A 23,892-nucleotide genomic window follows, 5' to 3' on the forward strand; every position below is an offset into this window, starting at 1 on the left:
CGATTCGGTCCCCGGGGGCGATTGCCCCCGGGGACAGCGGTCAGCCGACCGCACTGGACTAGCGAACTTTGCTCGATACTGAACCCGAACAGGGGAAAGGAAGTTACGTGCTAGACGTCAACTTCTTCGATGAACTCCGGATCGGCCTGGCCACCGCCGAAGACATCCGTCAGTGGTCCTACGGCGAGGTGAAGAAGCCGGAGACCATCAACTACCGCACGCTCAAGCCGGAGAAGGACGGCCTGTTCTGCGAGAAGATCTTCGGCCCCACCCGGGACTGGGAGTGCTACTGCGGTAAGTACAAGCGCGTCCGCTTCAAGGGCATCATCTGTGAGCGCTGTGGCGTCGAGGTCACGCGCGCCAAGGTGCGCCGCGAGCGGATGGGCCATATCGAGCTGGCCGCTCCGGTCACCCACATCTGGTACTTCAAGGGCGTGCCGTCGCGCCTGGGCTACCTGCTCGATCTGGCGCCGAAGGATCTCGAGAAGATCATCTACTTCGCCGCGTACGTGATCGTCGGTGTCGACGACGAGCTGCGGCACAGCGAGCTGTCCACGCTCGAGGCGGAGATGGAGGTCGAGAAGAAGGCGGTCGCCGACCAGCGCGACGCGGACCTGGAGGCCCGCGCCCAGAAGCTGGAAGCCGACATCGCCGAACTCGAGGCCGAGGGCGCCAAGTCCGACGTCCGCCGCAAGGTCAAGGACGGCGGCGAGCGCGAGATGCGGCAGCTGCGCGACCGCGCCCAGCGCGAGCTGGACCGGCTCGACGAGATCTGGACCACGTTCACCAAGCTGTCCACCAAGCAGCTGATCGTGGACGAGGTGCTGTACCGCGAGCTGCAGGACCGCTACGGCGAGTACTTCACCGGCGCGATGGGTGCCGAGGCCATCCAGAAGCTGATGGAGACCTTCGACATCGCGGCCGAGGCGGAGCACCTGCGTGAGGTCATCCGCACCGGTAAGGGCCAGAAGAAGCTGCGCGCCCTCAAGCGCCTGAAGGTCGTCGCCGCGTTCCAGACCAACGGCAACTCGCCGATGGGCATGGTCCTCGACGCCGTTCCGGTGATCCCGCCGGAACTGCGCCCGATGGTGCAGCTCGACGGTGGCCGCTTCGCGACCTCCGACCTGAACGACCTGTACCGCCGCGTCATCAACCGCAACAACCGCCTCAAGCGACTGATCGATCTGGGCGCGCCCGAGATCATCGTCAACAACGAGAAGCGGATGCTGCAGGAGTCGGTCGACGCCCTGTTCGACAACGGCCGCCGCGGCCGCCCGGTCACCGGACCGGGCAACCGTCCGCTGAAGTCGCTGTCCGATCTGCTCAAGGGCAAGCAGGGCCGGTTCCGCCAGAACCTGCTCGGCAAGCGCGTCGACTACTCGGGTCGTTCCGTGATCGTCGTCGGCCCGCAGCTGAAGCTGCACCAGTGCGGTCTGCCGAAGTTGATGGCGCTGGAGCTGTTCAAGCCGTTCGTGATGAAGCGGCTGGTCGACCTGAACCACGCGCAGAACATCAAGTCCGCCAAGCGGATGGTCGAGCGGCAGCGGCCGCAGGTGTGGGACGTCCTCGAAGAGGTCATCGCCGAGCACCCCGTGCTGCTGAACCGCGCGCCCACCCTGCACCGGCTGGGCATCCAGGCCTTCGAACCGCTGCTGGTCGAGGGCAAGGCGATCCAGCTGCACCCGCTCGTGTGTGAGGCGTTCAACGCCGACTTCGACGGTGACCAGATGGCCGTGCACCTGCCGCTGTCCGCGGAGGCGCAGGCCGAGGCCCGCATCCTGATGCTGTCCTCGAACAACATCCTGTCGCCGGCCTCGGGTCGTCCGCTCGCCATGCCCCGTCTGGACATGGTGACCGGCCTGTACTACCTGACCCGCCTGGAAGAGGGCGCGAAGGGCGAGTACCGGGAGGCAGGCACCGACGAGCCGGAGTTCGGTGTGTACTCCTCCGCGGCCGAGGCCCAGATGGCCGTCGACCGTGGCGAGCTCACCGTGCGCTCGCTGATCAAGGTCCGCCTGAACGATCAGCGTCCGCCGCGCGAGATCGAGGCGGCGGAGTTCCCGGACGGCTGGCAGCGCGGCGATTCGTGGGCGATCAAGACCACGCTCGGCCGGGTGCTGTTCAACGAGCTGCTCCCGCACGACTACGCGTTCATCAACGAGCAGATGCCGAAGAAGCGGCAGGCGACGATCATCAACGATCTCGCCGAGCGCTACCCGATGATCGTGGTCGCGCAGACCGTCGACAAGCTCAAGGACGCGGGCTTCCACTGGGCCACCCGCTCCGGCGTCACCGTCTCCATGTCGGACGTGCTCGTTCCGCCGGAGAAGGCGGAGATCATGGAGCGCTACGAGGCGCAGTCCGAGCAGATCGAGAAGAAGTACCAGCGTGGTGCGCTCGATCACCAGGAGCGCAACAACGCCCTGGTGAAGATCTGGCAGGAGGCCACGGAAGAGGTCGGTAAGGCGCTGCGTGCGCACTACCCGCCGGACAACCCGGTCATCACGATCGTCGACTCGGGCGCCACGGGTAACTTCACCCAGACTCGTACCCTCGCGGGCATGAAGGGTCTGGTGACCAACCCGAAGGGTGAGTTCATCCCGCGGCCGATCAAGTCCTCCTTCCGCGAGGGCCTGACGGTGCTGGAGTACTTCATCAACACCCACGGCGCGCGTAAGGGTCTGGCCGACACCGCGCTGCGTACCGCCGACTCGGGCTACCTGACCCGTCGTCTGGTGGACGTGTCGCAGGACGTCATCGTGCGCGAGACGGACTGTGCCACCGAGCGCGGCATCATCGTGCGGATCGCGGAGAAGCAGCCGGACGGCTCGCTGATCCGGGACGCGCACGTGGAGACCAGCACCTACGCCCGGACCGCGGCCACCGACATCCTCGACGCCGCGGGCAACGTGGTGGTCGAGAAGGGCCACGACCTCGGCGATCCGGCACTCGAGGCTCTCCTCGAGGCCGGCGTGACCGAGGTCAAGGTCCGGTCGGTGCTGACCTGCACCTCGGGCACCGGCGTGTGCGCGATGTGCTACGGCCGCTCGATGGCCACCGGCAAGCTGGTCGACGTCGGCGAGGCCGTCGGCATCGTCGCCGCCCAGTCCATCGGTGAGCCCGGTACCCAGCTGACCATGCGTACCTTCCACCAGGGTGGTGTCGCCGGTGACGACATCACGGGTGGTCTGCCCCGCGTGCAGGAGCTCTTCGAGGCTCGGGTGCCGAAGGGCAAGGCGCCGATCGCGGAGATCTCCGGCCGGGTGCGGCTGGAGGACGACGACCGCTTCTACAAGATCACGATCATTCCGGACGACGGTTCGGAGGAAGTGGTCTACGACAAGCTGTCGAAGCGTCAGCGGCTGCGGGTGTTCAAGCACGACGACGGCAGTGAGCGCCTGCTCGCCGACAACGACCACGTCGAGGTCGGTCAGCAGCTGCTCGAGGGCTCGGCCGATCCGCACGAGGTGCTGCGTGTGATGGGTCCGCGTCAGGTGCAGATCCACCTGGTCCACGAGGTCCAGGAGGTGTACCGGTCGCAGGGTGTGTCCATCCACGACAAGCACATCGAGGTCATCGTCCGGCAGATGCTGCGCCGCGTCACGATCATCGACTCGGGCGCGACGGAGTTCCTGCCCGGTTCGCTGGTCGAGCGTGCCGAGTTCGAGAACTCGAACCGGCGCGTGGTGTCCGAGGGCGCCGAGCCGGCCGCCGGCCGTCCGGTGCTGATGGGTATCACCAAGGCGTCGCTGGCCACCGATTCGTGGCTGTCGGCGGCCTCCTTCCAGGAGACCACCCGAGTGCTGACGGACGCGGCCATCAACTGCCGCTCCGACAAGCTCATCGGCCTGAAGGAGAACGTGATCATCGGCAAGCTGATCCCGGCCGGTACCGGCATCAACCGCTACCGGAACATCCAGGTCCAGCCGACCGAGGAGGCCCGCGCGGCCGCCTACGCCGTGCCGTCCTACGACGACACCTACTACACCCCGGACGGCTTCGGCCAGACCACGGGTGCTGCGGTGCCGCTGGACGACTACGGGTTCAGCGACTACCGGTAGTCCGCGTATCGCCCTGCCTCGGGTGAACTGTGATCGGCCCCCGCTCCGGATTTCGGAGCGGGGGCCGATTCATGTTCGGGGTGCGAGGCTTTCGTGCGGGGACTGCGGAGGGCCCTCGATCCGGGCCGTGAATATTCGGTTTCCGGATTATCGAATAAGCATTCGTCGAAATACCCTGTGGCGGAATTGATGTGTGCACGACGCGGAAAGGGTGCGAATCCAATTTGGGCGGAGTGTCGTTCTTTGGCGCGTCGCGCGGGTGGCGTTTAGTGTGAGCAATGCCCGGGAGGTCATCGCCGATTGCGCAGTCGGCACCCGGAACAAGATGGAGGTTTTGCCGAATGAGCAATGCGGGTGTCGAGGATCGTTTGAGCGCGGTCGAAACGTTTGTGCGCTCGATGGCAGCAGATGTCAATCAGGCCAGCAGTCGTCTCTGGCATGTCTTCGAGAAGCAGGCCGGACACAGTGTCGAACTGGCTGATCTGAAGGCGGTCCAGGCGGTCCATTCCCGGGACTTGTCCGAGATCGCTGGCAAATTGGATGTCCAGACCAAGGATATCTCTGAGGTCAAGGCCGTTCAGGAGATCCATGTTCGGGACATCTCGGATATCAAGACGGATGTCGCCGAGGTGAAGGCTGTGCAGGCCGTGCATACCAAAGAGCTCTCTGATATCAAGGTGACCCAAGAGGACCATTCCGGAAAGCTGGAATGGCTCAAAGCCGACAGTGACGTGCGGCATAAGCATGTGGTCTCGATGTTGAACAAAGTCCTCGATGGGATGAATGAGCTGAAGAGTAGGTAGTTCCCGCACATGGGTGGCCCGACTCCGTAGTGGAACTGGGCCACCCGAGTGGACGGTGGTTAATTTCTTTCACACCTGATTCCAGATCAGGCGGAGCACGGCGTTGATCGCGTAGATACCGGCGAAGATCAGGGCAGGGGTGAGGGTGGTGGCCGAGTAGAGGGCGAGGGCGGCGCTGCCGAACCAGGCGATTTCGAATACCGCGCGGACGATGCCGTGCAGGGCGTAGGTGGCGTTCTCACCGCCGCCGGCGGCGAACAGTGCCCACAGCACTGCGAGGATCGCCGGAGCGCCGAGTCCCGCAACGAATTTCAGGATCCAGTTCGGGCTCACCGTGAAGCCCCAGTAGGCGACCGAGCCGAGGGCGCCCAGCTCGAGGAAGAACATCAGGGCGGCATTCGTCCCCTTGGCAACGGTGAGCATTCGGACCTCCGAGTGTGACAGTCGTTCTCTTGTGAGAGCAATGCTCTCGCATGAGTGTCTGTTTTGTCAAGAGCGGTGCTCTCGCGGCGAATCTCGTTCCATCCGTGGGGGTTACGGCTCCGAATACGTGGTGATCGACGCTGCCTGATGAATTGGTTGGGGCTCGGAACGGAGTTGCGGCATGGTTCAGGAACTGATCGCTGCCCTGTTGGGGGCGCTGCTCGCGGTGGTGGTCCTGGTCGCGGGCGACCGGATGCGCCCGGCCGCATGGCGGCAGACCAACGACGAAGCCTCGGGCACGCTGGCGCTGGACGTCATCAAGACGTTCTTCACCGCCGTCGTCGCGTTCATCGTGGTCATCTGCTGGCAGCAGTACCAGAATGCGCACAATCACACCGTCACCGAGGCCAAGGGCCTGGTCGAGACCTATTTCGCGGCGCACAACATGGCCGAGCCCGACCGGGATCGCGTACAGACGCTGGTCCGCGGTTACACCGAACAGGTGGTCGGCCCGGAGTGGACCACCATGAGCCGCAACGGCCGCCTCAGCCCGTCCGCGCAGTCGATGCTGGACTCGTTGCGCGACACCGTCGCCCAGCAGCATCCGCAGGATCAGGTCACGACGGATGCGCGAGCGGCCGCCCAGACGGCCCTGGTCAAAGTGGCCGACGCCCGTACCGACCGCGGGGTCGACGCGGCCCAGGGCGTGCCCGGATTCCTGTATGTCGCACTGATATTCGGCACGGTGCTACTGCTGTTCAGTCCGGTGCTCTCCGGCACCCGGGTCACCTGGCGCAGTACCCTGATGACCGCCCTGCTCGGTGTGGTGATCGCCTCGGCCCTGCTCCAGATCCACAACTTCGAGCGGCCGTTCTCCCACACCATCAGCGTTCCCCGCGACGCGTTCGAATTCGCGCTGGCGCGCTATCAGCACATCGGCTGACCGTGTTCCCTCGACGAATCGAGTTGATGCACATGGTTTTCGCGAGCGTGCCGGGCACCGGGCCGCGTGCGGTGCGAGTGGTCGGCGGCTGTGCCGTGGCGATGGTGCTGTCGGCCGGCGGCGTCGCCCCGGCCGATCCCGGCCCGATCGCCGGCGTCTCGACCGGCAGCGCCATGACCGGATCGGGCGGTACGGGCAGCGGTGCGACCGGCTCGGGTATCGGCAACGACGACGCCGGTGGTGTCGACTCCGGCAGCGCCCTGAGCCTGCACCCACCGGCCACAGCGAACGAGACCGCCCGCCGGGAGACAAGCCTGTCCCGCCCGTCGACCCATGCCACGCCCCTCCCGGGCACCGCCCCGGCCGAGGCCGACGGCGATCATGCCGAGTCCGCCGATCCGGTCGAATCCGCCGCACCGGCCGGCCCGAGTTCCGGCAGCGTCCAAACCGCCTGTGCCGGAAGCGCGGTCACCGGTCTCAGCCTGATCCTGCTCGGCGTGCTGACCGGCAGCGCGACCGGTAGTGGCTCCGGCGGCAGCAGCCTCGTGGGCGGCTCCAGCCTGGTCGGCTTCGGTTCTGGGGGTTCCAGCCTGGTGGGCACCGGCTCCGGCGGTTCCGGCCTCGGCAGCGCCGCCCTGGGCAGTGCGATCACCGGCAGCGCGATCATCACCTGCCTCCTGCCGCCGGCGCCCCCGCCCGCCCCCGAACTGCCCCTGCAACTCGGCCCCCCACCCCTGCCTATCCTGCCGGTCTTCGTGCCCCCGGCTCCCGTCCCCGCCGCCCCAGCGCCACCACCGGCACCGCCTGTTCCCGTCCCGCCGACCCCGAAGTGGCAGGCCCGCCCGGTCGCCGCCGAACCGCCGGCCACGGACGACGTCGCCTGGGACCTCATGGAATTGATGGTCGTCCTGGTCTCCACCGTCCTGATCGGCGTCCGGGTCCGCTCCGCCGACCCGCGCCCCCGCCGTCCAGCCTGATCGTCCACCGGGACGCGCCGTCCGCCCGCCCGCGCCCCCGCCGCTCGGCCTGATCGTCCGCCGGGACCGTGCCGTCCGCCCGCGCCCCAGTCGCCCGGCTTGATCGTCCGCCGGGACCGTGCCGTCCGCCCGCGCCCCCGCCGTCCGGCTTGATCGTCCGCCGGGACCGTGCCGTCCGGCTGCGGCCCCGTCGCCCGGCCTGATTGCCCACCGGGGCCGCGCCGTCCGTCGTTCGTCCTGATTACTCGTCTGCGTCGGCAACCGAGATGCGTCGGCAACCGGGTCGTCCTGGGGTCACCACCGCGCCTCGGCGGACGATCCCGCGCGGCCTGTTCTCGCCGACCGGCGGTCAGTCCCTCCGGCGGCTTCACGATCCCGAACCCCGACAGGGCATTCAGGGCTCTGGCGGCACGATTGTTCATGTTCACTGTGAGCACGGCGGCGGATATTTCACGCCCGGCGATCGCAGTACGAGCTCATGGTCTGGTTCGGCCGCGCGTGGACAATCCCCGTCCCGCCGGGTAAGAAAATAGAACACGTTTCATTTGCGGCGGGAGTTGGTATGGACAGCGCGACCATGGGCGAACTGGTGATGGCCGGATTCCGGAAGCTCGGGTTCATCCAGTTCGCCGGGATCGAGGGGGTGGAGTATCTCCCGGGCCGCAGCGTCGTCGCGATCGAACCGAAGCCGGAACATCTCAATCACAACGGTGATCTGCACGCCGCGATCCTGTTCGGGCTGGCCGAGACGGCGGCCATGGGTGCGGCGATCTCCGGGATCGTCGATCTGATGGGGGAGGCGTTCATCGTCGCCAGGGACGGTCGGATCGAGTATTTGGCCCGTGCGAAGGGCGAAGCGGGCCCGATCCGCGCCGCCTCGGAATTGACGGCGGCGGAACTGGATCGGGCCCGCTCCGGGATCGAGGACGGGCAGTCCGTCGAGTTGGCGGTGCCGGTGGATCTCACCGACAACACCGGGAATTCGGTGGCCGCGGCATCGTTCACCGCGGTGATCCGGCCGCGCCGGAAGTAGGCATCCGGCGGCACCGGAAGTACCCACGTCCGGCGGGACCGGAAGTAGCTTCAGCGCTCGCTGTCCAGCATCGCCATCTGCGCGGTCGCGTAGCGTTCGCCGGCCACCTGCTCGGCCGGCACGGCTGCCTCGATCTCGGCGATCTCATCCTCGGTGAGCCGGATGTCCAGCGCTGCGGCGCTTTCCGACCAGCGCTGGGGAGTGCGGGCGCCGATGATGGGCACGATGTCGGCGCCGCGGGACAGCACCCACGCGATCGCGAGTTGAGCGACGGTCGCGCCGCGTGTCTCGGCGATCGCGGCCAGCGCCTCGACAAGCCGCAGATTGCTGGTGAGGTTGTCGCCCTGGAACCGCGGGCTGTGGGCGCGGAAGTCACCGGGATCGAAGTCGGGGCGGGTGCGCAGCGAATCGCTGAGCAGGCCGCGCGACAGCACTCCGTAAGCGGTGATGCCGATGCCGAGCTCGCGGGTCGTCGGCAGAATCTCGCGTTCGATCCCGCGGGAGATCAGCGAGTACTCGATCTGCAGATCGGCGATCGGATGTATGGTCGCGGCGCGCCGGATCGTCTCCGCGCCGACCTCGGACAGCCCGATGTAGCGGACATAGCCGGCCTCCACCATCTCGGCGATCGCGCCGATGGTCTCCTCGATCGGCACGTTCGGGTCGAGCCGGGCCGGTCGGTAGACGTCGATGTAGTCGACGCCGAGCCGTTGCAGCGAATATCCGAGGAAGTTGCGGACCGCGGCCGGTCGGCCGTCGAACCCGCCCCAGCTGTTGTCCGGGCCGCGCAGGCCGCCGAATTTGACGCTGAGCAGGTAGTCCTCCCGCGGGCGGTCGGACAGGGCCCGGCCGAGCAGCATCTCGTTGTGGCCGAAGCCGTAGAAGTCGCCGGTATCGATCAGTGTCGCGCCCGAGTCCAGGGCGGCATGCACGGTCGCGATCGACTGCGCCTCGTCGGAGGCGCCGTACGCCCCGGACATGCTCATGCCGCCGAGGCCGATCCGGCCGACCAGTGGGCCCGTGACACCCAGTTGAACCCGGTCCATCGTCGTCGAGTTGGTCATGCTTCCATCCTGGGCCCTCGATCCGGGGATCCGGCAGAGATCGGATATCGGGGGATCGGCAATCCCTGGGTGCACAGGATCGGCGATTCCCAAGATGCACAGAACCGTGATCCCCGGGTGCACACGGCCGGTGATCCCCGTGCACAGGACCGGTCGTTCCCCGCGTGCACAGGGCTGGTGATCCCGGCACAGGACCGGTCGTTCCCGGGTGCACAGGACCGGTGATCCCCCAGGTGCACAGACCGCTGGTCCCCCGGGTACACATCGGCGATCCCGGTTCTTCGGTTGCCCGGGATCGGGGATCCCTGGCTACGCCCACGGCCCGGGAGGACAGTGGAACACATGGACCGTGACGATCTCGCCGATTTCCTGCGCCGCCGCCGTGAGCAGCTGCAACCGGCCGATGTGGGCCTGCTGCCGGGCGCGCGCCGCCGCACCCCGGGGTTGCGGCGCGACGAGGTGGCGTTGCTGGCGGGGATGTCGACCGACTACTACACCCGGCTGGAGCAGTCCCGCGGCCCCCGGCCGTCGGTGCAGGTGCTCAGCGCGCTTGCCCGGGCGCTGCGGCTCACCGACGACGAACGCGATCACCTGTTCCACCTGTGCGGGCACACCGCGCCCGCGCGCGGCGGCGATCGGCACGTCGGCCCCGGACTGCTGTTCCTGCTGAACAAGCTCGACGACACGCCCGCCTGCGTGATCTCGGACCTCGGCGAGGTGCTGACCCAGAACCGGATGCACATGATCATGTCCGGTGAGCGGATCCAGCACACCGGCCCGGATCGCTACATCGCCTGGCGCTGGTTCACCGATCCGGAGGTGCGCGCCAAATTTCCGGACGACGCCGAACGTCTCGCGCGCAAACACGTCTCGGACCTGCGCGCCACCGCGGCCCGCCGGGCGGGCGACGCCGACGTCACCGAGCTGGTGAGCCGCCTGCGCGCGACGAGCCCGGAATTCGAGCGGCTGTGGAGCGACCACGAGGTCGGGGTGCGGCTCAACGATGCCAAGCGCATCCACGATCCCCGGGTCGGCATGCTGGATCTGATCTGCGAGACCCTGGTCACCCCGAACGCCACCCAGAAGCTGCTGGTGTACTACCCGCGGCCGGGTAGCGACGCCCAGGAGAAGCTGGATCTGTTGCGAGTCATCGGAACTCAGTCGTTGTCGGACGAAAGCGATTCGGCCGAGCGGCTTCTGGATCACGGATAGTCGAGAACCGCTGTCTCGGTGAATGTTCCGAGCACCACGCGGACGGTTTGTGCGCTGTCCGTCCCCGCAGCGCCGGGATCGTCCCGGACCGCCGACCACCGCACCGCACGCTCGCGGCGATGTCGCCGATCCCGCTGGATGATCGGCCGCCGCCCCCGCCGACCCGACTCAGCCGGTGATCCGCCGTTTTCGTGGCCGCAGGCGCAGATTGGGCAGCGGGGGTGCCGGGATCCGCTGCTCCGGCAGGTGGCCGGGCACGTCGCCGAATCGGCTGGTGTCGTGCCGCTCCCAGGCGGTGCGGGCGGCCTCGATCTCGTCGTGGCTGCGGGCCACGAAGTTCCACCACATCACCAGGTCCTCGGCGAAGGGCTCGCCGCCGATCAGTACCGCGTGCGCGCCGGTCTCGGCGGTCAACTCCAGGCTCTCCCGGCCGCTGCCCAGATACAGCAGCGGTCCGGGCGTGACGGTGACGCCGCCGGCGACCAGTTCGCCGGAGAGCACCAGGACAGCGTGCTCGAAGCCCGGATCCAGCGGCAGCCCGACCGTCGCACCCGGTTCGAGGGTCAGATCGGCGCCGACGATCGGGGTATAGGCGACGGCCGGGGAGGTGACGCCGCCGAGGGTCCCGATCAGCACGGTCGCGCGCAGACCGGGCAGGTCGAACACCGGCAGTTCGCGATGCTGCTCGAAGTGCGGGTCGATGCCGGTACGGTCGCCGGGCAGGGCGATCCACAGCTGCAGTCCGTGTCCGGCGGGGGCGCCCGGGACGGTGTACTCGGAATGCGCGATCCCGCGACCGGAGGTCATCAGGTTCAGTTGCCCGGGCTCGATCTCGACATCGGAACCGAGACTGTCGCGATGCCGGATGCGGCCGTCGAACGGCCAGGTCACCGTTTGCAGGCCGATGTGCGGATGCGGATCGATATCCGGTGGCAACTCCTCGGCGGGTGCGAGCGAGCCGAAGTGGTCGAGGAAGCACCACGCCCCGACGGTGGGCAGATCCCGTTGCGGCAGTACACGTTCCACGCTCACGCCGCGCACACCGCCGAGCGGCACCACGCGCGCGGGATGCAGGTCGGCGCGCGGGCCGGGCGCGGGCGCGGCCTCGCACACCGCTTCGGAGGGTGCGACCTCGAGGTCGCTCACCGTTGAATTCCCTTGCCCACCACGTGCGCATCGTAGTCGGGGTGCTTGTCCAGCCACCCCTTGACGAACGGGCAGCGCGCCACGATGCCGCGGCCGCGGCCGATCACATCGTCGACCGCCTCCCGCACCAGCGAGTTGGCCAGGCCCTTACCGCTGTATTCGGTGTCGACCTCGGTGTGGACGAACACGGTGTCGTGATCTCGCTCACGGAACTCGGCGAAACCGGCCAGCTTGTCGCCGTACCACACCTCGTAGCGGTGCTGTGCGTCGTTGCGGACGACGGTCGTCGCCACCGCCTGTTCGCTCATGCCTGCGTGCCCCTTCCGGTACCCACCCTGCCGACCCCTGGTCGCCCGACTTGTGTTGCCGCGCAAGAGCATACTCACGCGCCGGTACCGTTCCGCCGATCGGTGTGCTGGTGAGAGCGGCCGGGAGCGGTGCGGCGGGCACTTGCATGGCCGTCGCATAGTAACCATGGGTGTGGCGGTTTCGCGCGTGCTGCACAACCGAGTTCGTGGGTCCGCGCGGAAAGCGGTGGAAGTGACCATGTTTCGGATTCAGGGCTCGGTGCGCAGCCGCCGGCCGACCTCGTCGAGCGCGGTGCCGATCACATCCAGCTGCTCGGGGGTCAGCACGTCGATGAACAGTTCCCGCACGGTGGCGACGTGTGCGGGGGCGGCCTGCTCCAGCTTGCGGCGGCCGGCGTCGGTGAGTACCGCGTACACCGCGCGCATATCGCTGCGGCAGGACCGGCGGCGGACCAGCCCGGCCTGTTCCAGCCGGTCGATCTGATAGGTGAGCTTGCTCTTGGAATCGACCAGCGAGTCGGCCAGTTCGGTCATCCGCAACTCGTGCCCGGTGGCGGCGGAGAGCCGGACCAGGATCTCGTATTGCAGATGCGAGAGCCCGGCATCGTGTTCCAGCTGCCGGTCCAGCCGACGGCCGAGCAGTCCGGCGGCGGTGAGGAAGGCGATCCAGGCGCGGCGCTCCCGATCGTCGAGCCAACGCGGATCACCGTCCATATTCCGAGATTACCGTCGCCGCGGACCGGAATAACCCCACCGGATACCCTGTTGTTCAAATTTGAACTGGTAGGTCTCGCAGCTCGGAGCAGTCATATGGAGCCAGCCCCTCGCGCCGAGGTCCGCACCCGGGTGCGCATCCCGCTCACCTTCGGTGACGGCTACTCGGCCACCGCCGAGGCGGTCACCTTCGACGGACTCAGCGACGGCAGGGAGCATCTTGCCCTGCTCCTCGGAGAGCCGCGCCCCGGCCGGGTGCCGCTGGTGCGGCTGCACTCGGAATGCCTCACCGGTGACGTCTTCGGTTCCGCCCGCTGCGACTGCGGCCCGCAACTGCGGGAGGCGGTGCAGCGGATCGCCGAGATCGGCGGCGTGCTGCTCTATCTGCGGCAGGAGGGCCGCGACATCGGTCTCTACAACAAACTCGACGCCTATGCCCTGCAGGACAGCGGCCTGGACACCTACCAGGCCAACGCCGCGCTCGGCCTGCCCGAGGACGGCCGCGACTACACGCCGGCGGCGCAGATGCTGACCGCGCTGGGCCTCGCCGAGATCGATCTGCTCACCAACAACCCGGACAAGCCCCGGCAACTGCTGGCGCTCGGTATCGGGGTCCGCACGGCGGTGCCGACCGGCGTCCACGCCACCCCGACCAATCTGCGCTATCTGCGCGCCAAGGTGGAGCACACCGGGCATACCATCCGATTGATCGGCTGAAGGAGAGCACATCATGGCCGAAACCACCCGCATGCCGGCGCTGTATCTGAGCCACGGCGCCCCGCCGCTGGCCGACGACCCGATCTGGCCCGGCCAGCTCGCCGCCTGGTCCGCCGAACTGCCCCGCCCCCGCGCGATTCTCGTGGTCTCCGCGCACTGGGAGGACGCGCCCGTCACCCTCGGCGCCACCACCGCCGTGCCGTTGGTCTACGACTTCTGGGGTTTCCCGGAGCACTACTACCGGGTGCGCTACCCGGCCCCCGGCGCTCCCGAACTCGCCGCGAAGGTTCGTGCGCTGCTCGGCGGTACCGTGCACGAGGCCCCCGACCGCGGCCTCGACCACGGCGCCTACGTCCCACTGGTCGAGATGTATCCGGCCGCCGACATCCCGGTGCTGCAACTGTCGATGCCGACCCTCGACCCGGCCGGGCTGTTCGACCTCGGCCGCGCACTGGCTCCCCTGCGCGAGGAAGGGGTGCTGATCATCGGCAGCGGTTTCTTCACCCACAACCTGCGCGCCCTGCAATCCGCGGACGTCCCCGCCTGGTCCCGTGAATTCGACGAGTGGGGCCGGGAGACGATCGCCGCCGGCGACATCGACGCGCTGCTCGACTTCCGGCACACCGCGCCCGGCCCGTCCGTCGCTCACCCCCGCACCGAACATTTCGCGCCCCTGTTCGTCACTCTCGGTGCGGGCGAAGCCGATTCGGCCACGCTGCGCTCGACGATCGACGGCTTCTGGATGAATCTGGCGAAACGCTCCGTTCAGCTCGGCTGAGCATGCGCTCGGGCAGCGGCCGGTTCCGCCGGCCCGCAGCCCCTCGGCGGTGCGCCGATTTCCCCTACTCTGGAGCCATGGCCAAGGAAATCGACCGCGTCAGGGCCCGCTCGGCCCTGGCGACGGTCAAGGAGAGTCCGTTCATCGCCACGGTCGCGTTGCTGCCCGTGGTCGCGGTGCTCGGTGTGGTGTGGTGGCTGACCAACTGGTTCGTCGCACTCATCGTGCTGGTTCTGCTCGGCGCGGTCGTCGTCGTGCGGGGCAAGCTGCTGCACTGATCCGCGCGTAGCACCCGGACGGGCTCAGCGGGGGATGTGGAACGTGATCAGTTCCCCGGTGCCCGGGTCCGCGCGCGCCCAGGGCCGGTCGAATTCCAGTACGGCCAGCGCCGAGGTCGGGAATTTGCGGCTCAGTTCCGTGGCGGGCCCGGAGTCGCGATTCGCGGCCAGCTCCCACGCCGTCCACGGCATGCCGGGCGCGTGCCCGACCAGCAGCAGGGTGGCCACGTCGTCGTCGGTGAGCTGGATCAGGTCGACGAGCGTGTGCGGAGTCGCCTCGTAGATCGACGACTCGAACAGCACGGGCGCGGTGACGCCGGTGGCGGCCAGGGTCTCCCTGGTCCGTACGGAGGTCGAGCAGCGTACCGCGTCGATCTCCGGCAGGGTGGTACGCAGCCAGTCACCGGCCAGTGCCGCCTCCCGGCGGCCGCGCGGCGCCAGCGGCCGGTCGTGGTCGGCGACACCCGGCGGGTAGCTGGACTTTCCGTGCCGCATCAAGATCAAGGTGCGTGCCATGGTTCCTACCGTATGCCGGACAGAGACGTATCTCACTCTCGAGGCACACTGAAGGTGGCGTCACACTGGAACCCAACGGATACCAGCGTGGAGCATGCTCCGCATCGAGCCCCGGTGCGGTACATCCCCTGAAAGTTTCGAGGATCTGCGAGATATGGCCTATGTGATCACGCAGCGTTGTTGCAACGACGCGAGCTGCGTACCCGAGTGCCCGGTCGATTGCATTCGTCCCACTCCGGAGCAACCCGAGTTCGCGACGACCGAGCAGCTGTACATCGACCCCGACACCTGTATCGACTGCGGTGCCTGTGTGGATGCCTGCCCGGTGGAGGCCATCTTCTCCGAGGACGATCTGGTGGCTTCGCTGTCGCGGTTCCGCGACATCAACGCCGCCTACTTCCAGCGGCACCCACTCGAGTCGAACTTCGAGCCGATCAGCACCCCGGCCCGCCCGCCCAAGGAACTGGGCACCCTGCGGGTCGCGATCGTCGGAGCCGGCCCCGCGGCCTGCTACGCCGCCGACGAGCTGCTGCGGCGCGCCGACGTCGAGGTGGAGATGTTCGACCGGCTGCCGACCCCCTGGGGTCTGGTCCGGGCCGGCGTCGCCCCCGACCACGCCGGCACCAAGCGCGTGTCGACCATGTTCGAGAGCGCCTTCCGTCGCGACACCCTGCAGTACTACCTCAACGTCGAGGTGGGGCGGCACGTCAGCCACGACGAGCTGGTGGCGCATCATCACGCGGTGATCTACGCCGTGGGCGCCTCCACCGACCGCCGGCTGGGCGTGCCCGGCGAGGATCTGCCCGGCAGCCACTCCGCGACCGAGTTCGTGGCCTGGTACAACGGTCACCCCGACTACGCCGACCGCACCTTCGACCTGTCCGGCGAGCGGGCGGTCATCGTGGGCAACGGCAACGTCGCCCTCGACGTGGCCCGGGTGCTGACCATGAACCCCGACGAGCTGGCGAAGACCGACATCGCCGATCACGCCCTGGACACGCTGCGCGGCAGCAACATCCGCGAGGTCGTGGTGCTGGGCCGGCGTGGGCCGCTGCAGGCGGCGTACACCACCCCGGAGTTCCTGGCGCTGACCCACCTGAAGGATGTGGACGTCATCGTCGACGCGGGCGATCTGGAGCTCGACGGGGAGAGCCGGGCCCTGCTCGACGATCCCGAGGTCGAGCCGACGCTGCAGCTGAAGTACCAGCTGGCGGAGGAGTACGCCGGTGCCCCGCGCAATCCGGAGCACAAGCGCATCGTCTTCCGCTACCTGACCTCGCCGACGGCGATCAACGGGACCGACAAGGTCGAGTCCATCGAGTTCGCGCACAACGAACTGGTGGCGGACGCGTCCGGGCACCTGGTCGCCCGGGCCACCGATCGGCTGGAGACGCTGCCGGCCTCGCTGGTGCTGCGCTCGATCGGTTACAAGGGCCGGCCGGTGCCGAATCTGCCGTTCGACGAGCGGGAGGGCGTGGTCCCCAACGCGCAGGGCCGGGTGCTGGCCGACGGCGAGCCGCTGACGGGCGTCTACGTGTCCGGCTGGATCAAGCGCGGCCCGCGCGGCGTGATCGGTTCCAACCGGGTCGACGCGACGGAGACGGTCGAGCATCTGCTGGCCGATTTCGTACAGGGCAAACTCGCCGCGCCGCGCAGCGATCGGGCGGCGCTGAAGGCGCTGCTGACCGAGCGGCAGCCGGATCTGGTCGACCGGGAGGGCTGGAAGGCGATCGACACCGCGGAGAAGACCGCCGGCAAGGCCGGTGGCCGTCCCCGGGTCAAGTTCACCAGTCTCGAGGAACTGCTCAAGGCCGCCCGCAGCTGATCCGACCGAGCCCCCGCGCCCCGGCTGTTTCCGGCATCGATCGGAAACGGCCGGGGCGCGGGCTCAGTTCGGCAGCAGGTTGATCATCAGACCGCCCTTGGTGCAGACCGAGGGCACCTTCGCGCTGGGCTGCGCCCGGCAGTCCCAGCCGTCGACCGTCTTCTTCAGGTCGCGCTGTTTTACGTAGGCCCCGGCGACGCGCATCGCCTCGGCACAGTCGACCAGGCCGCCGGTCCGTTTCACCGCGATGACCGTGCGGGCCACCCCGCCGGTGTCGGTCACGTGCCCGCAACTCACGTCGCCGGGACCGGTCGGGGGCACGGTGCCCGGCGGCCCGGCGGCGGTCTCCGTCGAGGTCACCGAGGTGGACGGCGTGGTCGAATCGGAACCGTGCCCGCAGGCGGTCAGGGCCGTTGCCGCCGCCGCGGCCAGTAACACGAGCTGAGCCTTCTGCACGCCGAGTTCTCCTCCGTCCGCGGATCACGGCGGTCCGATGCCGCCGGATCCATCTTGACAGGCAAACTTCGTGCAAACGGTATTTGGTCAGCCCGGCAGCGGGCCGATGCGCACGGTGGTGGTCACCGCGTCGCCGACGATGAACCACAGTCGCAGCACCGGATGACCCGTGCCGCGATCGCCCGGCTCGAAGCGGCTGCGCACGCTGATGTGCTGACGGGCCAGCACCGGCGCGACGTATTCGACGACCGCGCGATGCGGTCCGGCCACCAGCTTCGGGAAGTCGACGAGGAAATGTTCCACCGCCTGCCAGTAGGCGGCGTTGTTGACGTGGTTGTACTGATCGATATCGGTGGCGCGCACCGGAAACGGCAGATCGGTATCGGAGTCCGGCGGGGTCGGATCGGTCAGCCAGGGCCGCCAGCGCAGCCGGTGTTCGGCGGTGGTGCGCGCCAGCAGCGCAAGGCCCTCGTCGCTGATCCGGGTCGGCATATTGGTCGACTCGTTGATGTTGATCCAGAAGCCCTCGGTCTCGATCAGCCCCCCGCCGGCGCTGGTGACCCGCACCCGCATATTCGTCCAGCGGGTCGACATCGCCGAACACCAGCGGCGCAGCTCCACCCGATCCGGCCACACGATCGGGCGGACCACATCGATGACCGTGCGCCGGACGATCCAGTTCGGGTCGGTGTTTTCGAAGAAACCGGAGTGGAGTTCCTCCTCCGCGATGTCCTGCAGATAGCGCGCCACGGCATCGAACCGCAGCCGGTTGTACGGATCCACGTCACCAGCCCGGACAGGCCACGCCGCGGCGAAACCCATGCCCTCCTGGGGAAGCGGGGCGAGTGGCTGATCGAGTGACACTGGAGCTCCTCGCGCTGCACGGGTGTGCCGCGTTTTCATGCGTTGCTGTTGCCCCATGACTTTACGGGGCGCACGTCACACCGCCACGGTCGCCTCACCCCCGTCCGACCCGGGTGATCAGCCCGCAAACATGCGCTTCGGCGGCCTCCCGAGCGGCTGTGGGATGGCCGGATTCGAGTGCCTCGACGATCCGCCGGTGTTCCCGCAGCGCGCTGCGGCGGTTCGTGGGCGACCGCCACAGATCGCCGCGATACAGATGGGTCTGGGCCTCCAGCCGCACGAGTTCTGCGATCAGGACGGGATTTTCGCAACGATCCCGGATGAAGGCGTGGAATTCGAGATCCGCGGCGGTGTCCCGGACCGGGTCCGCGGCCGCCCGCAGATTCGTTTCCTGCACGAACAACGACTCGGTGAGAACGCCGAGGTCGGCCTCCGTGAGCCGGGTGGCGGCGGCCGCGGCGGCGAGCCCGTCGAGCACCGACCGCACCGCCAGCACATCCCGGATGCGCCGATCGTCGAGGACCGCGATCCGTGCCCCGGCGTGGGGTGTGGCGACCGCGAGCCCCTCGGCGATCAACTGCTGCACCGCCTCCCGAACCGGACTGCGGCTCACTCCGAGTCGCCCCGACAGAGCCGGAACACTCAGCGGCGCACCGGGTTCCAGCTCGCCATCCAGCACCAGCCGCCGCAGTTCCCGATGCACCGCCGGCCCGAGCAGCTCCGCCCCGGTCACGACCGCGGGCGGTAGTTCGCCGCCACCCGAGCGGCGATGAATTCGGCCGCGGTCACCGCCGGATAGCCGCCGCGCGGTCCGCGGATCACCGCATCCCGATCGGCCTGGGCGAAGTACGCGATGCTGTACCGATCGCCCTGATATTCCCCGGCGCCCGGTCCCCGCACCCGATGGAAATTGGACGGCAGCAGATCGTCGCTCCACCGGGTGAGCATGTCGCCGATGTTGCAGGTGATCAGCGCCGAGGACGGCGTGATGGCGGTCCACTGCTGCCCGTCCATCTCGCGGCCGGGACAGACCTGCAGCCCGCCTTGCCCGTCGCGCTGGAAAAGCAGTGTCAGGCAATCGAAATCGGTGTGCGCGCCGGCCCGCCAGTGTCCCGGCACGCCGTACAGTTCCGGCGGTACCGCGAAATAGTGCAGCAGCCGCAGCGTGCTCTGATAGCGCTCGGAACTCGGATCGTGCGCTGCCGTGAAATGGTCGCGCGGGAAGCCGAGCCGATCCGCGAAGCAGGACAGCACCCGCATCGCCACCGTCCAGCACTGCCGTTCGAAATCGAGCAGTTCCGAGGCGAATTCGGGTAGTTCGGCATCGCCGGGCCACAACCCCGCCATATTCGGCCGGGTGATCTGATAGGACTCCTTCCGATCCGGCACCCCGATCGACGGCCGCACCTGACTGCGACTCTCCCACCCCGAGTTCTTCGCCTTCACCAGTGCGTATTTCGCCTTGATCGGCTCCGGTAACGCGAAGAACCGCTCGGTCAGGGCGAAAGCGCGGTCGACCCGTTCCGGCGCGATACCGTGCCCGGAGAGCTGGAAGAACCCGATCTCGGTGGCGGCCGTCCAGAGCTCCTCGGTGATCTCCGCACGGCGCGAATTGAATTCGCCGAGATCGATCACCCGGATCTCCCGGTCGCCGGTCTCCCCGCCGAGCCCGCCCATCCGTTTCTCGCGATCCACTTCGGACAGATCGTATTCCGTGGTCATGCGGGCTCCCGAGTCGTGCGGTCGTGCGATTGCTTTCCGGGTCCAGTGTGGGTGCCGATAATTACATGCAATCGCAACGGTGTTTCGGGAAGATCACTGCCGATTACATGTGCTGTGATCCGGGCCGAAACCGGGGGTCGGCCGGATGCCATTCGCGACCGATTCGCCACTCCCGTCACCGTTCTCCGGGCGGACAGCGAGGGCTCCGCACCCGGTTCCGGATAGGCACGGGCGTCGCCTCAGGCTCGGAGATCGGCTCCGGCGGAAAGCAATTCGATCGCCGGCTCCCGCTCGGGCGCCAGGAACGCGAGCAGTGCGGCGCCCTCCTCCTCGACCTCGGCACGCTCCGCGGCGGTCCAGGCGCGCAGGGGCGAGATCCGCAGCCGGGCCCGGGTCCGGTCGGTGACGATCTTGTAGATCCCGGACAGATACCCGTCCACCAGGATCGGCGCGACCTGAGCGGCCATGTGCCGCAACGGCGGTGCGGCCCCGTCCGGCACGATGCGCCGCCGATCCTGATGCGAGAGGTAGACATTGTCGTACCAGCCCAGGAAGCGCACGGGCGCGGGCAGATCCGGGTCGGCGAGTTCGGCGTCGGCCGGGTCGTAGAGGGTGCGGCCGCGCTCGTCGGTGTAGGTGCGCACCCGGTCGCCGAGTCGCAGCACGGCCTCCTTGATCCCGACCAGCCTCGACCAGGTCTGGATGTCCATGGTGCTCGCGGGGCCGAAGGCGTACAGATACCGCAGTACCAGCTCGGCGAGCGGATAGCCGGGCCGCAGCGGCTCGCCCAGCCACGGCTCGACGCGCGACCAGGTGGGCCGGCTGTTGTCGCGCCACAGTCCACGTGGCGGCGTCTGCAACACGGGAAGCTGATACAGCCAGGTCTGCACCACCGCCCCCGGATCCCGGTCCGGATACTCGGCCGCGGCCCGGAGCCGCAACTGAGCGGCCGGCGTCGGCTCGGCGCCGAGGGCGCGCTCACCCCGGGCCCGGACCTCCTCGGGATCCAGCCCCACCATCGCGCCGCCGTTGAAACCGCGTCGGAACGGGATCTTCTCCAGTTCGGGCTGCACATGCGGCGCGATCCGCAGCGCGTCCGGCGGCGTGACCAGATGAATCGTCGCCCGCATCAACGTGATCCGGACCAGGCTGCGCTCGGTGAGCCCCACCGACACCGCCGCCGGATCGAAATCGACCGTCCGGCTGAACAATCCGATGAACGGCGGTGTCACGTCCTGCGCCTGTAGGCCGACCAGGTGCTCACACATCCGCGGCACCGGCAACTCGCTGCGCCGCAGCAGATGCTGGCGTCGCAACAGTGTGCGGTTCAGGATCCGATCGGTGAGTGTCATGGTGCGGCCACTGTACGGCCGGGCACCGACAGGTCAGCGCAGCGTCACGACCACCTTGCCCAGGGCGCCCCGGTTCTCCAGGGCGGCAACGGCTTCCGCGGCCCGGTCCAGCGGGTACAGCACCGGCCGCGGCGGCGCGATCCGCCCGGACGCCAGCAGCGGTTCCACCTCGGCCCACTGCTCGGCCAGGTAGCCGGGATGCGTCAGCACCCACGCGCCCCAGCCCACCCCGATCACGTCGATGTTGTTGAGCAGCAACCGGTTCACCCGCACGGTCGGGATCTCACCGCCGGTGAAACCGAGTACCAGCAGCCGGCCCGCCGGGGCCAGCGACCGCAGGCTGTCGGTGAACCGGTCGCCGCCGACGGGATCGACCACCACGTCGACGCCGTGGCCCCCGGTGAGCTTCTTCACCGCGGCCGCCCAGCCGTCGGTCAGGACCACATCGGTGGCGCCGTTGGCCCGCGCGACCTCGGCCTTCTCCTCGCTGCTGACCACCGCGACCACCCGGCCCGCGCCGAAGGCCGAAGCCATCCGCAGCGTCGAGGTGCCGATGCCGCCCGCGGCGCCGTGCACCAGCACGGTCTCGCCCTCGGCCAGCCGGCCGCGGGTCTTCAGCGCACAGTGCACGGTCAGATCGTTGAACAACAGCCCCGCGCCGGCCTCCAGCGACACCGCGTCGGGCAGCGCGAAGACCTGCGAAGCCGGCGCGACCGCGACCTCGGCCAGGGCATTACCCAGCAGCGTCAGCGCGACCACCCGGTCGCCGGGCCGCACCTGCGCCCCCGCCGGCGCCTCCCGCACGATGCCCGCCACCTCGCCGCCCACCACGAACGGCAGCTCCGGCTTGATCTGGTACAGGCCACGGCTCATCAGCACGTCGGGGAAGGCGACACCCGCCGCGTGCACGTCGATGACGACGCCGTCCGGCATCGGTGCCGGCTCCGGAATGTCGACGATCTCGATGGACTCCGGGCCCTCGAGCTTGCTGACCTGGGCTGCGCGCATGAATCGGCCTCTCTTCCACAGTTGACGTCGGATTCAAGTTAGCGGATGCGGGTGCGGGACGGTCGCCGGGGAACACATTTCGTTACCCCGACCGGCGGAATCTTGCTATTCTCAGCCAGCCGTATCGCAGTCGTCGCCGCCTGCACACCACCGTGTGTGCCGCTGTCTTCGCTTCAGGGGGAGTCATGGCCGGTAAGAACGATCCGCCTGCCGCCCTGCGGGTCGACACCGTCGCATTGCATACGTTCGCCAAGACGCTGCACGACGAGGCCGCCACCATCGTGGGCCTGCGTTCCGGTCTGGCCGACGCGGCGGGCGCGTTACCCGGCACCCGCTGGGAGACCACCTGCACGCAGCTGCACGCCATCATCGACAAGGCGCTGGGCCGCGTCGGCGAACGCCTGTCGACGGTCGCCGACAGCATCGAGCACACCGGCAAGGTCATCGACGTCACCGACGAGCAGTTCCGTGCCAAGCTGACCACGATCGGACTGCATCCATGACGCTGACCATCCCGGATGTCGAGAAGTGGGCCCCGGAGGAACTCTCGACGACCGCCGCCGCGGTGGGCAAGCTCTCCGGCGACCTGGACGGCGCGATCCTGGCCGGCATCGGCAAGACGCAGAGCCTGAGGTGGGACGGCGCCGCCGCGGCCGCCGCCGGCGACCGCCTGGTCACCGAGAAGACCCGGGCCTCGGCGCTCGGCCAGGCATTGCTGCAATTGCAGACCGCCCTCACCCAGCAGGTCGACAACCTGGTCCACACCAAGCAGACCGTGCTGGACCTGCGCAACCAGGCCGAACACCCGCCCGGCCCCGGCATTCCGGGCTACACGGTGAGCCCGACCGGCGCGGTCTCCGCCGACGCCCGCATCGAGTGGATCCGCCGCAGTCGCCGGGGCCCACACGACGAGGACCTCTTCACCGAGGCGAAGCTGCAGGCCATGATCGGCACCGAATACGGCGAGGCACTGGCCTGGCAGGTGAAGATCATGCGCGCCCTGCAACAGGCGGAAAGCGTTGCCGAACAGGCGATCACAACGGTCGACCAGGCAGGCAAGGCGATCGCCGCCGCCTACGAGGGCCTCGGCGATCCGATCACCGGCGCCGGCGGCGCACCCCCACCTCCGGCCGCTCCCATCGACGCGGCGGCGCCCACGGCACCACCTCCACCGGCCGCCGAGGTGAACGGTTCCTCGCCCGGGCGAATGGCTCTCCACCACGGCGGCGCCGGTCTGCAAGGCGGCAGCACCGGCCTGCAGAGCGGCGGTATCGGTCACCCGCCTGCCGGGGCCGAATATCAGACCGTGGCATACGCCCACGATCACAGCGGCGGTCCCCAGGCCGAATGGATCCGTCAAGCCAAACAAGTACTCATCGAGATGGGATATCCGCCGGACGCCATCGACGAGAATGCGATTGCGACGATTATCAAGTACGAGTCCGGCGGTAATCCGAACGCGATCAACAATTATGACTCCAATGCCGCCGCCGGACATCCGTCCATCGGATTGATGCAGACCATAGGCAGCACTTTCAATGCCTATATGGCGCCTGGTCACGGCGATATTCGGAATCCGGTCGACAACATCATCGCGGCAAGTCGTTATGCGATCGCCCGATACGGTTCGTTGCAGAATGTCCCGGGCGTTGTCGCGGTCGCACAGGGGCTCCCGTATCGGGGGTACTGAAG

General features: G+C 68.4%; 24 protein-coding genes. 12 read left to right on the plus strand and 12 right to left on the minus strand.

Translation table 11 applies throughout. The features are described 5' to 3' along the window. Nucleotides 1–107 precede the first annotated feature (107 nt). Together NRB56_RS29340 and NRB56_RS29345 are read left to right on the plus strand one after the other, a co-directional pair. Nucleotides 108–4,061 (plus strand): DNA-directed RNA polymerase subunit beta', encoded by a 3,954-nt coding sequence (locus NRB56_RS29340; protein WP_319943717.1) that lies wholly within the window; start codon nt 108–110, stop codon nt 4,059–4,061. Nucleotides 4,062–4,402: 341 nt separating this feature from the next. Then, a complete protein-coding gene (locus tag NRB56_RS29345) occupies nt 4,403–4,864 on the plus strand; it encodes a hypothetical protein (RefSeq protein ID WP_153347530.1) in 462 nt (153 codons plus the stop codon). A gap of 69 nt (nt 4,865–4,933) precedes the next feature. Here NRB56_RS29345 and NRB56_RS29350 read toward each other — a convergent pair whose 3' ends face one another. After that, nucleotides 4,934–5,287 carry a YrdB family protein gene (locus tag NRB56_RS29350; RefSeq protein WP_153347531.1) on the minus strand — a complete coding sequence of 118 codons (354 nt, stop codon included), beginning with the start codon at nt 5,285–5,287 and terminating at the stop codon, nt 4,934–4,936. Between the two features lie 181 nt (nt 5,288–5,468). Between NRB56_RS29350 and NRB56_RS29355 the strand changes: the two genes are divergently transcribed. The 3 genes from NRB56_RS29355 to NRB56_RS29365 all read left to right on the plus strand — a co-directional run bounded on the left by NRB56_RS29355 (nt 5,469) and on the right by NRB56_RS29365 (nt 8,240). Continuing rightward, nucleotides 5,469–6,230: a bestrophin-like domain gene (locus NRB56_RS29355; RefSeq protein ID WP_153347532.1), complete on the plus strand. Its 762-nt coding sequence runs from the start codon at nt 5,469–5,471 to the stop codon at nt 6,228–6,230. Nucleotides 6,231–6,262: 32 nt separating this feature from the next. Continuing rightward, on the plus strand, nt 6,263–7,207 hold the full coding sequence (locus tag NRB56_RS38485) for a hypothetical protein (RefSeq protein ID WP_194291030.1): 945 nt from the start codon (nt 6,263–6,265) through the stop codon (nt 7,205–7,207). Nucleotides 7,208–7,769: 562 nt separating this feature from the next. Beyond that, entirely contained in the window at nt 7,770–8,240 is a 471-nt protein-coding gene (locus tag NRB56_RS29365) for a PaaI family thioesterase (RefSeq protein WP_153347533.1), read from the plus strand. 50 nt (nt 8,241–8,290) lie between these two features. Here NRB56_RS29365 and NRB56_RS29370 read toward each other — a convergent pair whose 3' ends face one another. Beyond that, nucleotides 8,291–9,286 carry an aldo/keto reductase gene (locus NRB56_RS29370; RefSeq protein WP_194291034.1) on the minus strand — a complete coding sequence of 332 codons (996 nt, stop codon included), beginning with the start codon at nt 9,284–9,286 and terminating at the stop codon, nt 8,291–8,293. Nucleotides 9,287–9,646: 360 nt separating this feature from the next. Between NRB56_RS29370 and NRB56_RS29375 the strand changes: the two genes are divergently transcribed. After that, complete coding sequence (locus tag NRB56_RS29375; RefSeq protein ID WP_153347535.1) at nt 9,647–10,516, plus strand: helix-turn-helix transcriptional regulator; 870 nt, start codon at nt 9,647–9,649, stop codon at nt 10,514–10,516. A gap of 168 nt (nt 10,517–10,684) precedes the next feature. Here NRB56_RS29375 and NRB56_RS29380 read toward each other — a convergent pair whose 3' ends face one another. The 3 genes from NRB56_RS29380 to NRB56_RS29390 all read right to left on the minus strand — a co-directional run bounded on the left by NRB56_RS29380 (nt 10,685) and on the right by NRB56_RS29390 (nt 12,684). Continuing rightward, nucleotides 10,685–11,662, minus strand: a complete 978-nt coding sequence (locus NRB56_RS29380; protein ID WP_319943718.1) for a pirin family protein — start codon at nt 11,660–11,662, stop codon at nt 10,685–10,687. Beyond that, nucleotides 11,659–11,970 carry a GNAT family N-acetyltransferase gene (locus NRB56_RS29385; RefSeq protein WP_153347536.1) on the minus strand — a complete coding sequence of 104 codons (312 nt, stop codon included), beginning with the start codon at nt 11,968–11,970 and terminating at the stop codon, nt 11,659–11,661. Before NRB56_RS29385 ends, NRB56_RS29380 begins: the two co-directional genes overlap by 4 nt. 249 nt (nt 11,971–12,219) lie before the next feature. After that, nucleotides 12,220–12,684, minus strand: a complete 465-nt coding sequence (locus NRB56_RS29390) for a MarR family winged helix-turn-helix transcriptional regulator (protein WP_153347537.1) — start codon at nt 12,682–12,684, stop codon at nt 12,220–12,222. Between the two features lie 96 nt (nt 12,685–12,780). On the opposite strand from NRB56_RS29390, the gene NRB56_RS29395 reads away from it, so the two are divergent. The 3 genes from NRB56_RS29395 (at nt 12,781) to NRB56_RS29405 (ending at nt 14,457) form a co-directional block, all read left to right on the plus strand. Further along, complete coding sequence (locus tag NRB56_RS29395; RefSeq protein WP_153347538.1) at nt 12,781–13,401, plus strand: GTP cyclohydrolase II; 621 nt, start codon at nt 12,781–12,783, stop codon at nt 13,399–13,401. A gap of 13 nt (nt 13,402–13,414) precedes the next feature. Further along, entirely contained in the window at nt 13,415–14,179 is a 765-nt protein-coding gene (locus NRB56_RS29400) for a dioxygenase family protein (RefSeq protein WP_153347539.1), read from the plus strand. 77 nt (nt 14,180–14,256) lie between these two features. Continuing rightward, the gene (locus NRB56_RS29405; protein ID WP_153347540.1) at nt 14,257–14,457 is read left to right on the plus strand and encodes a hypothetical protein; all 201 of its coding nucleotides are present in this window, start codon (nt 14,257–14,259) and stop codon (nt 14,455–14,457) included. Nucleotides 14,458–14,481: 24 nt separating this feature from the next. Here NRB56_RS29405 and NRB56_RS29410 read toward each other — a convergent pair whose 3' ends face one another. Then, the gene (locus tag NRB56_RS29410; protein WP_153347541.1) at nt 14,482–14,973 is read right to left on the minus strand and encodes a SixA phosphatase family protein; all 492 of its coding nucleotides are present in this window, start codon (nt 14,971–14,973) and stop codon (nt 14,482–14,484) included. 154 nt (nt 14,974–15,127) lie between these two features. Here NRB56_RS29410 and NRB56_RS29415 point away from each other — a divergent pair, with 154 nt between their 5' ends. Then, nucleotides 15,128–16,798 (plus strand): FAD-dependent oxidoreductase, encoded by a 1,671-nt coding sequence (locus tag NRB56_RS29415; protein ID WP_153347542.1) that lies wholly within the window; start codon nt 15,128–15,130, stop codon nt 16,796–16,798. A 63-nt stretch (nt 16,799–16,861) separates the two neighbouring features. On the opposite strand, the gene NRB56_RS29420 is transcribed toward NRB56_RS29415, so the two are convergent. The 6 genes from NRB56_RS29420 to NRB56_RS29445 form a co-directional block, all read right to left on the minus strand. Continuing rightward, nucleotides 16,862–17,254 (minus strand): hypothetical protein, encoded by a 393-nt coding sequence (locus tag NRB56_RS29420; protein WP_153347543.1) that lies wholly within the window; start codon nt 17,252–17,254, stop codon nt 16,862–16,864. An 87-nt stretch (nt 17,255–17,341) separates the two neighbouring features. Then, nucleotides 17,342–18,118, minus strand: coding sequence for an acyl-[acyl-carrier-protein] thioesterase (locus NRB56_RS29425; RefSeq protein WP_319943719.1), 777 nt, complete (start codon nt 18,116–18,118; stop codon nt 17,342–17,344). A gap of 94 nt (nt 18,119–18,212) precedes the next feature. Next, entirely contained in the window at nt 18,213–18,851 is a 639-nt protein-coding gene (locus NRB56_RS29430; RefSeq protein WP_319943720.1) for a GntR family transcriptional regulator, read from the minus strand. Next, the gene (locus NRB56_RS29435; RefSeq protein ID WP_153347545.1) at nt 18,848–19,840 is read right to left on the minus strand and encodes an isopenicillin N synthase family dioxygenase; all 993 of its coding nucleotides are present in this window, start codon (nt 19,838–19,840) and stop codon (nt 18,848–18,850) included. Before NRB56_RS29435 ends, NRB56_RS29430 begins: the two co-directional genes overlap by 4 nt. Before the next feature lie 239 nt (nt 19,841–20,079). Continuing rightward, nucleotides 20,080–21,192, minus strand: coding sequence for a winged helix DNA-binding domain-containing protein (locus tag NRB56_RS29440; protein WP_153347546.1), 1,113 nt, complete (start codon nt 21,190–21,192; stop codon nt 20,080–20,082). Between the two features lie 33 nt (nt 21,193–21,225). Beyond that, nucleotides 21,226–22,200 (minus strand): NADPH:quinone oxidoreductase family protein, encoded by a 975-nt coding sequence (locus NRB56_RS29445; RefSeq protein WP_153347547.1) that lies wholly within the window; start codon nt 22,198–22,200, stop codon nt 21,226–21,228. A gap of 185 nt (nt 22,201–22,385) precedes the next feature. On the opposite strand from NRB56_RS29445, the gene NRB56_RS29450 reads away from it, so the two are divergent. Both NRB56_RS29450 and NRB56_RS29455 read left to right on the plus strand, forming a co-directional pair. Continuing rightward, on the plus strand, nt 22,386–22,703 hold the full coding sequence (locus NRB56_RS29450; RefSeq protein WP_153347548.1) for a WXG100 family type VII secretion target: 318 nt from the start codon (nt 22,386–22,388) through the stop codon (nt 22,701–22,703). Continuing rightward, complete coding sequence (locus NRB56_RS29455) at nt 22,700–23,890, plus strand: transglycosylase SLT domain-containing protein (RefSeq protein WP_153347549.1); 1,191 nt, start codon at nt 22,700–22,702, stop codon at nt 23,888–23,890. Before NRB56_RS29450 ends, NRB56_RS29455 begins: the two co-directional genes overlap by 4 nt. The last annotated feature ends 2 nt before the right edge of the window (nt 23,891–23,892 follow it).

This window comes from Nocardia aurantia, from assembly GCF_009604425.1.
Taxonomy (GTDB): Bacteria; Actinomycetota; Actinomycetes; order Mycobacteriales; family Mycobacteriaceae; genus Nocardia; species Nocardia aurantia.

What these genes read in the sequence shown, in the direction of transcription:
- NRB56_RS29345 (WP_153347530.1), top strand. Translation starts at nt 4,403, where the DNA reads ATGAGCAATGCGGGTGTCGAGGATCGTTTGAGCGCGGTCGAAACGTTT.
- NRB56_RS29350 (WP_153347531.1), bottom strand. Translation starts at nt 5,287, where the DNA reads ATGCTCACCGTTGCCAAGGGGACGAATGCCGCCCTGATGTTCTTCCTC.
- NRB56_RS29355 (WP_153347532.1), top strand. Translation starts at nt 5,469, where the DNA reads ATGGTTCAGGAACTGATCGCTGCCCTGTTGGGGGCGCTGCTCGCGGTG.
- NRB56_RS38485 (WP_194291030.1), top strand. Translation starts at nt 6,263, where the DNA reads ATGGTTTTCGCGAGCGTGCCGGGCACCGGGCCGCGTGCGGTGCGAGTG.
- NRB56_RS29365 (WP_153347533.1), top strand. Translation starts at nt 7,770, where the DNA reads ATGGACAGCGCGACCATGGGCGAACTGGTGATGGCCGGATTCCGGAAG.
- NRB56_RS29370 (WP_194291034.1), bottom strand. Translation starts at nt 9,286, where the DNA reads ATGGACCGGGTTCAACTGGGTGTCACGGGCCCACTGGTCGGCCGGATC.
- NRB56_RS29375 (WP_153347535.1), top strand. Translation starts at nt 9,647, where the DNA reads ATGGACCGTGACGATCTCGCCGATTTCCTGCGCCGCCGCCGTGAGCAG.
- NRB56_RS29385 (WP_153347536.1), bottom strand. Translation starts at nt 11,970, where the DNA reads ATGAGCGAACAGGCGGTGGCGACGACCGTCGTCCGCAACGACGCACAG.
- NRB56_RS29390 (WP_153347537.1), bottom strand. Translation starts at nt 12,684, where the DNA reads ATGGACGGTGATCCGCGTTGGCTCGACGATCGGGAGCGCCGCGCCTGG.
- NRB56_RS29395 (WP_153347538.1), top strand. Translation starts at nt 12,781, where the DNA reads ATGGAGCCAGCCCCTCGCGCCGAGGTCCGCACCCGGGTGCGCATCCCG.
- NRB56_RS29400 (WP_153347539.1), top strand. Translation starts at nt 13,415, where the DNA reads ATGGCCGAAACCACCCGCATGCCGGCGCTGTATCTGAGCCACGGCGCC.
- NRB56_RS29405 (WP_153347540.1), top strand. Translation starts at nt 14,257, where the DNA reads ATGGCCAAGGAAATCGACCGCGTCAGGGCCCGCTCGGCCCTGGCGACG.
- NRB56_RS29410 (WP_153347541.1), bottom strand. Translation starts at nt 14,973, where the DNA reads ATGGCACGCACCTTGATCTTGATGCGGCACGGAAAGTCCAGCTACCCG.
- NRB56_RS29415 (WP_153347542.1), top strand. Translation starts at nt 15,128, where the DNA reads ATGGCCTATGTGATCACGCAGCGTTGTTGCAACGACGCGAGCTGCGTA.
- NRB56_RS29435 (WP_153347545.1), bottom strand. Translation starts at nt 19,840, where the DNA reads ATGACCACGGAATACGATCTGTCCGAAGTGGATCGCGAGAAACGGATG.
- NRB56_RS29440 (WP_153347546.1), bottom strand. Translation starts at nt 21,192, where the DNA reads ATGACACTCACCGATCGGATCCTGAACCGCACACTGTTGCGACGCCAG.
- NRB56_RS29445 (WP_153347547.1), bottom strand. Translation starts at nt 22,200, where the DNA reads ATGCGCGCAGCCCAGGTCAGCAAGCTCGAGGGCCCGGAGTCCATCGAG.
- NRB56_RS29450 (WP_153347548.1), top strand. Translation starts at nt 22,386, where the DNA reads ATGGCCGGTAAGAACGATCCGCCTGCCGCCCTGCGGGTCGACACCGTC.
- NRB56_RS29455 (WP_153347549.1), top strand. Translation starts at nt 22,700, where the DNA reads ATGACGCTGACCATCCCGGATGTCGAGAAGTGGGCCCCGGAGGAACTC.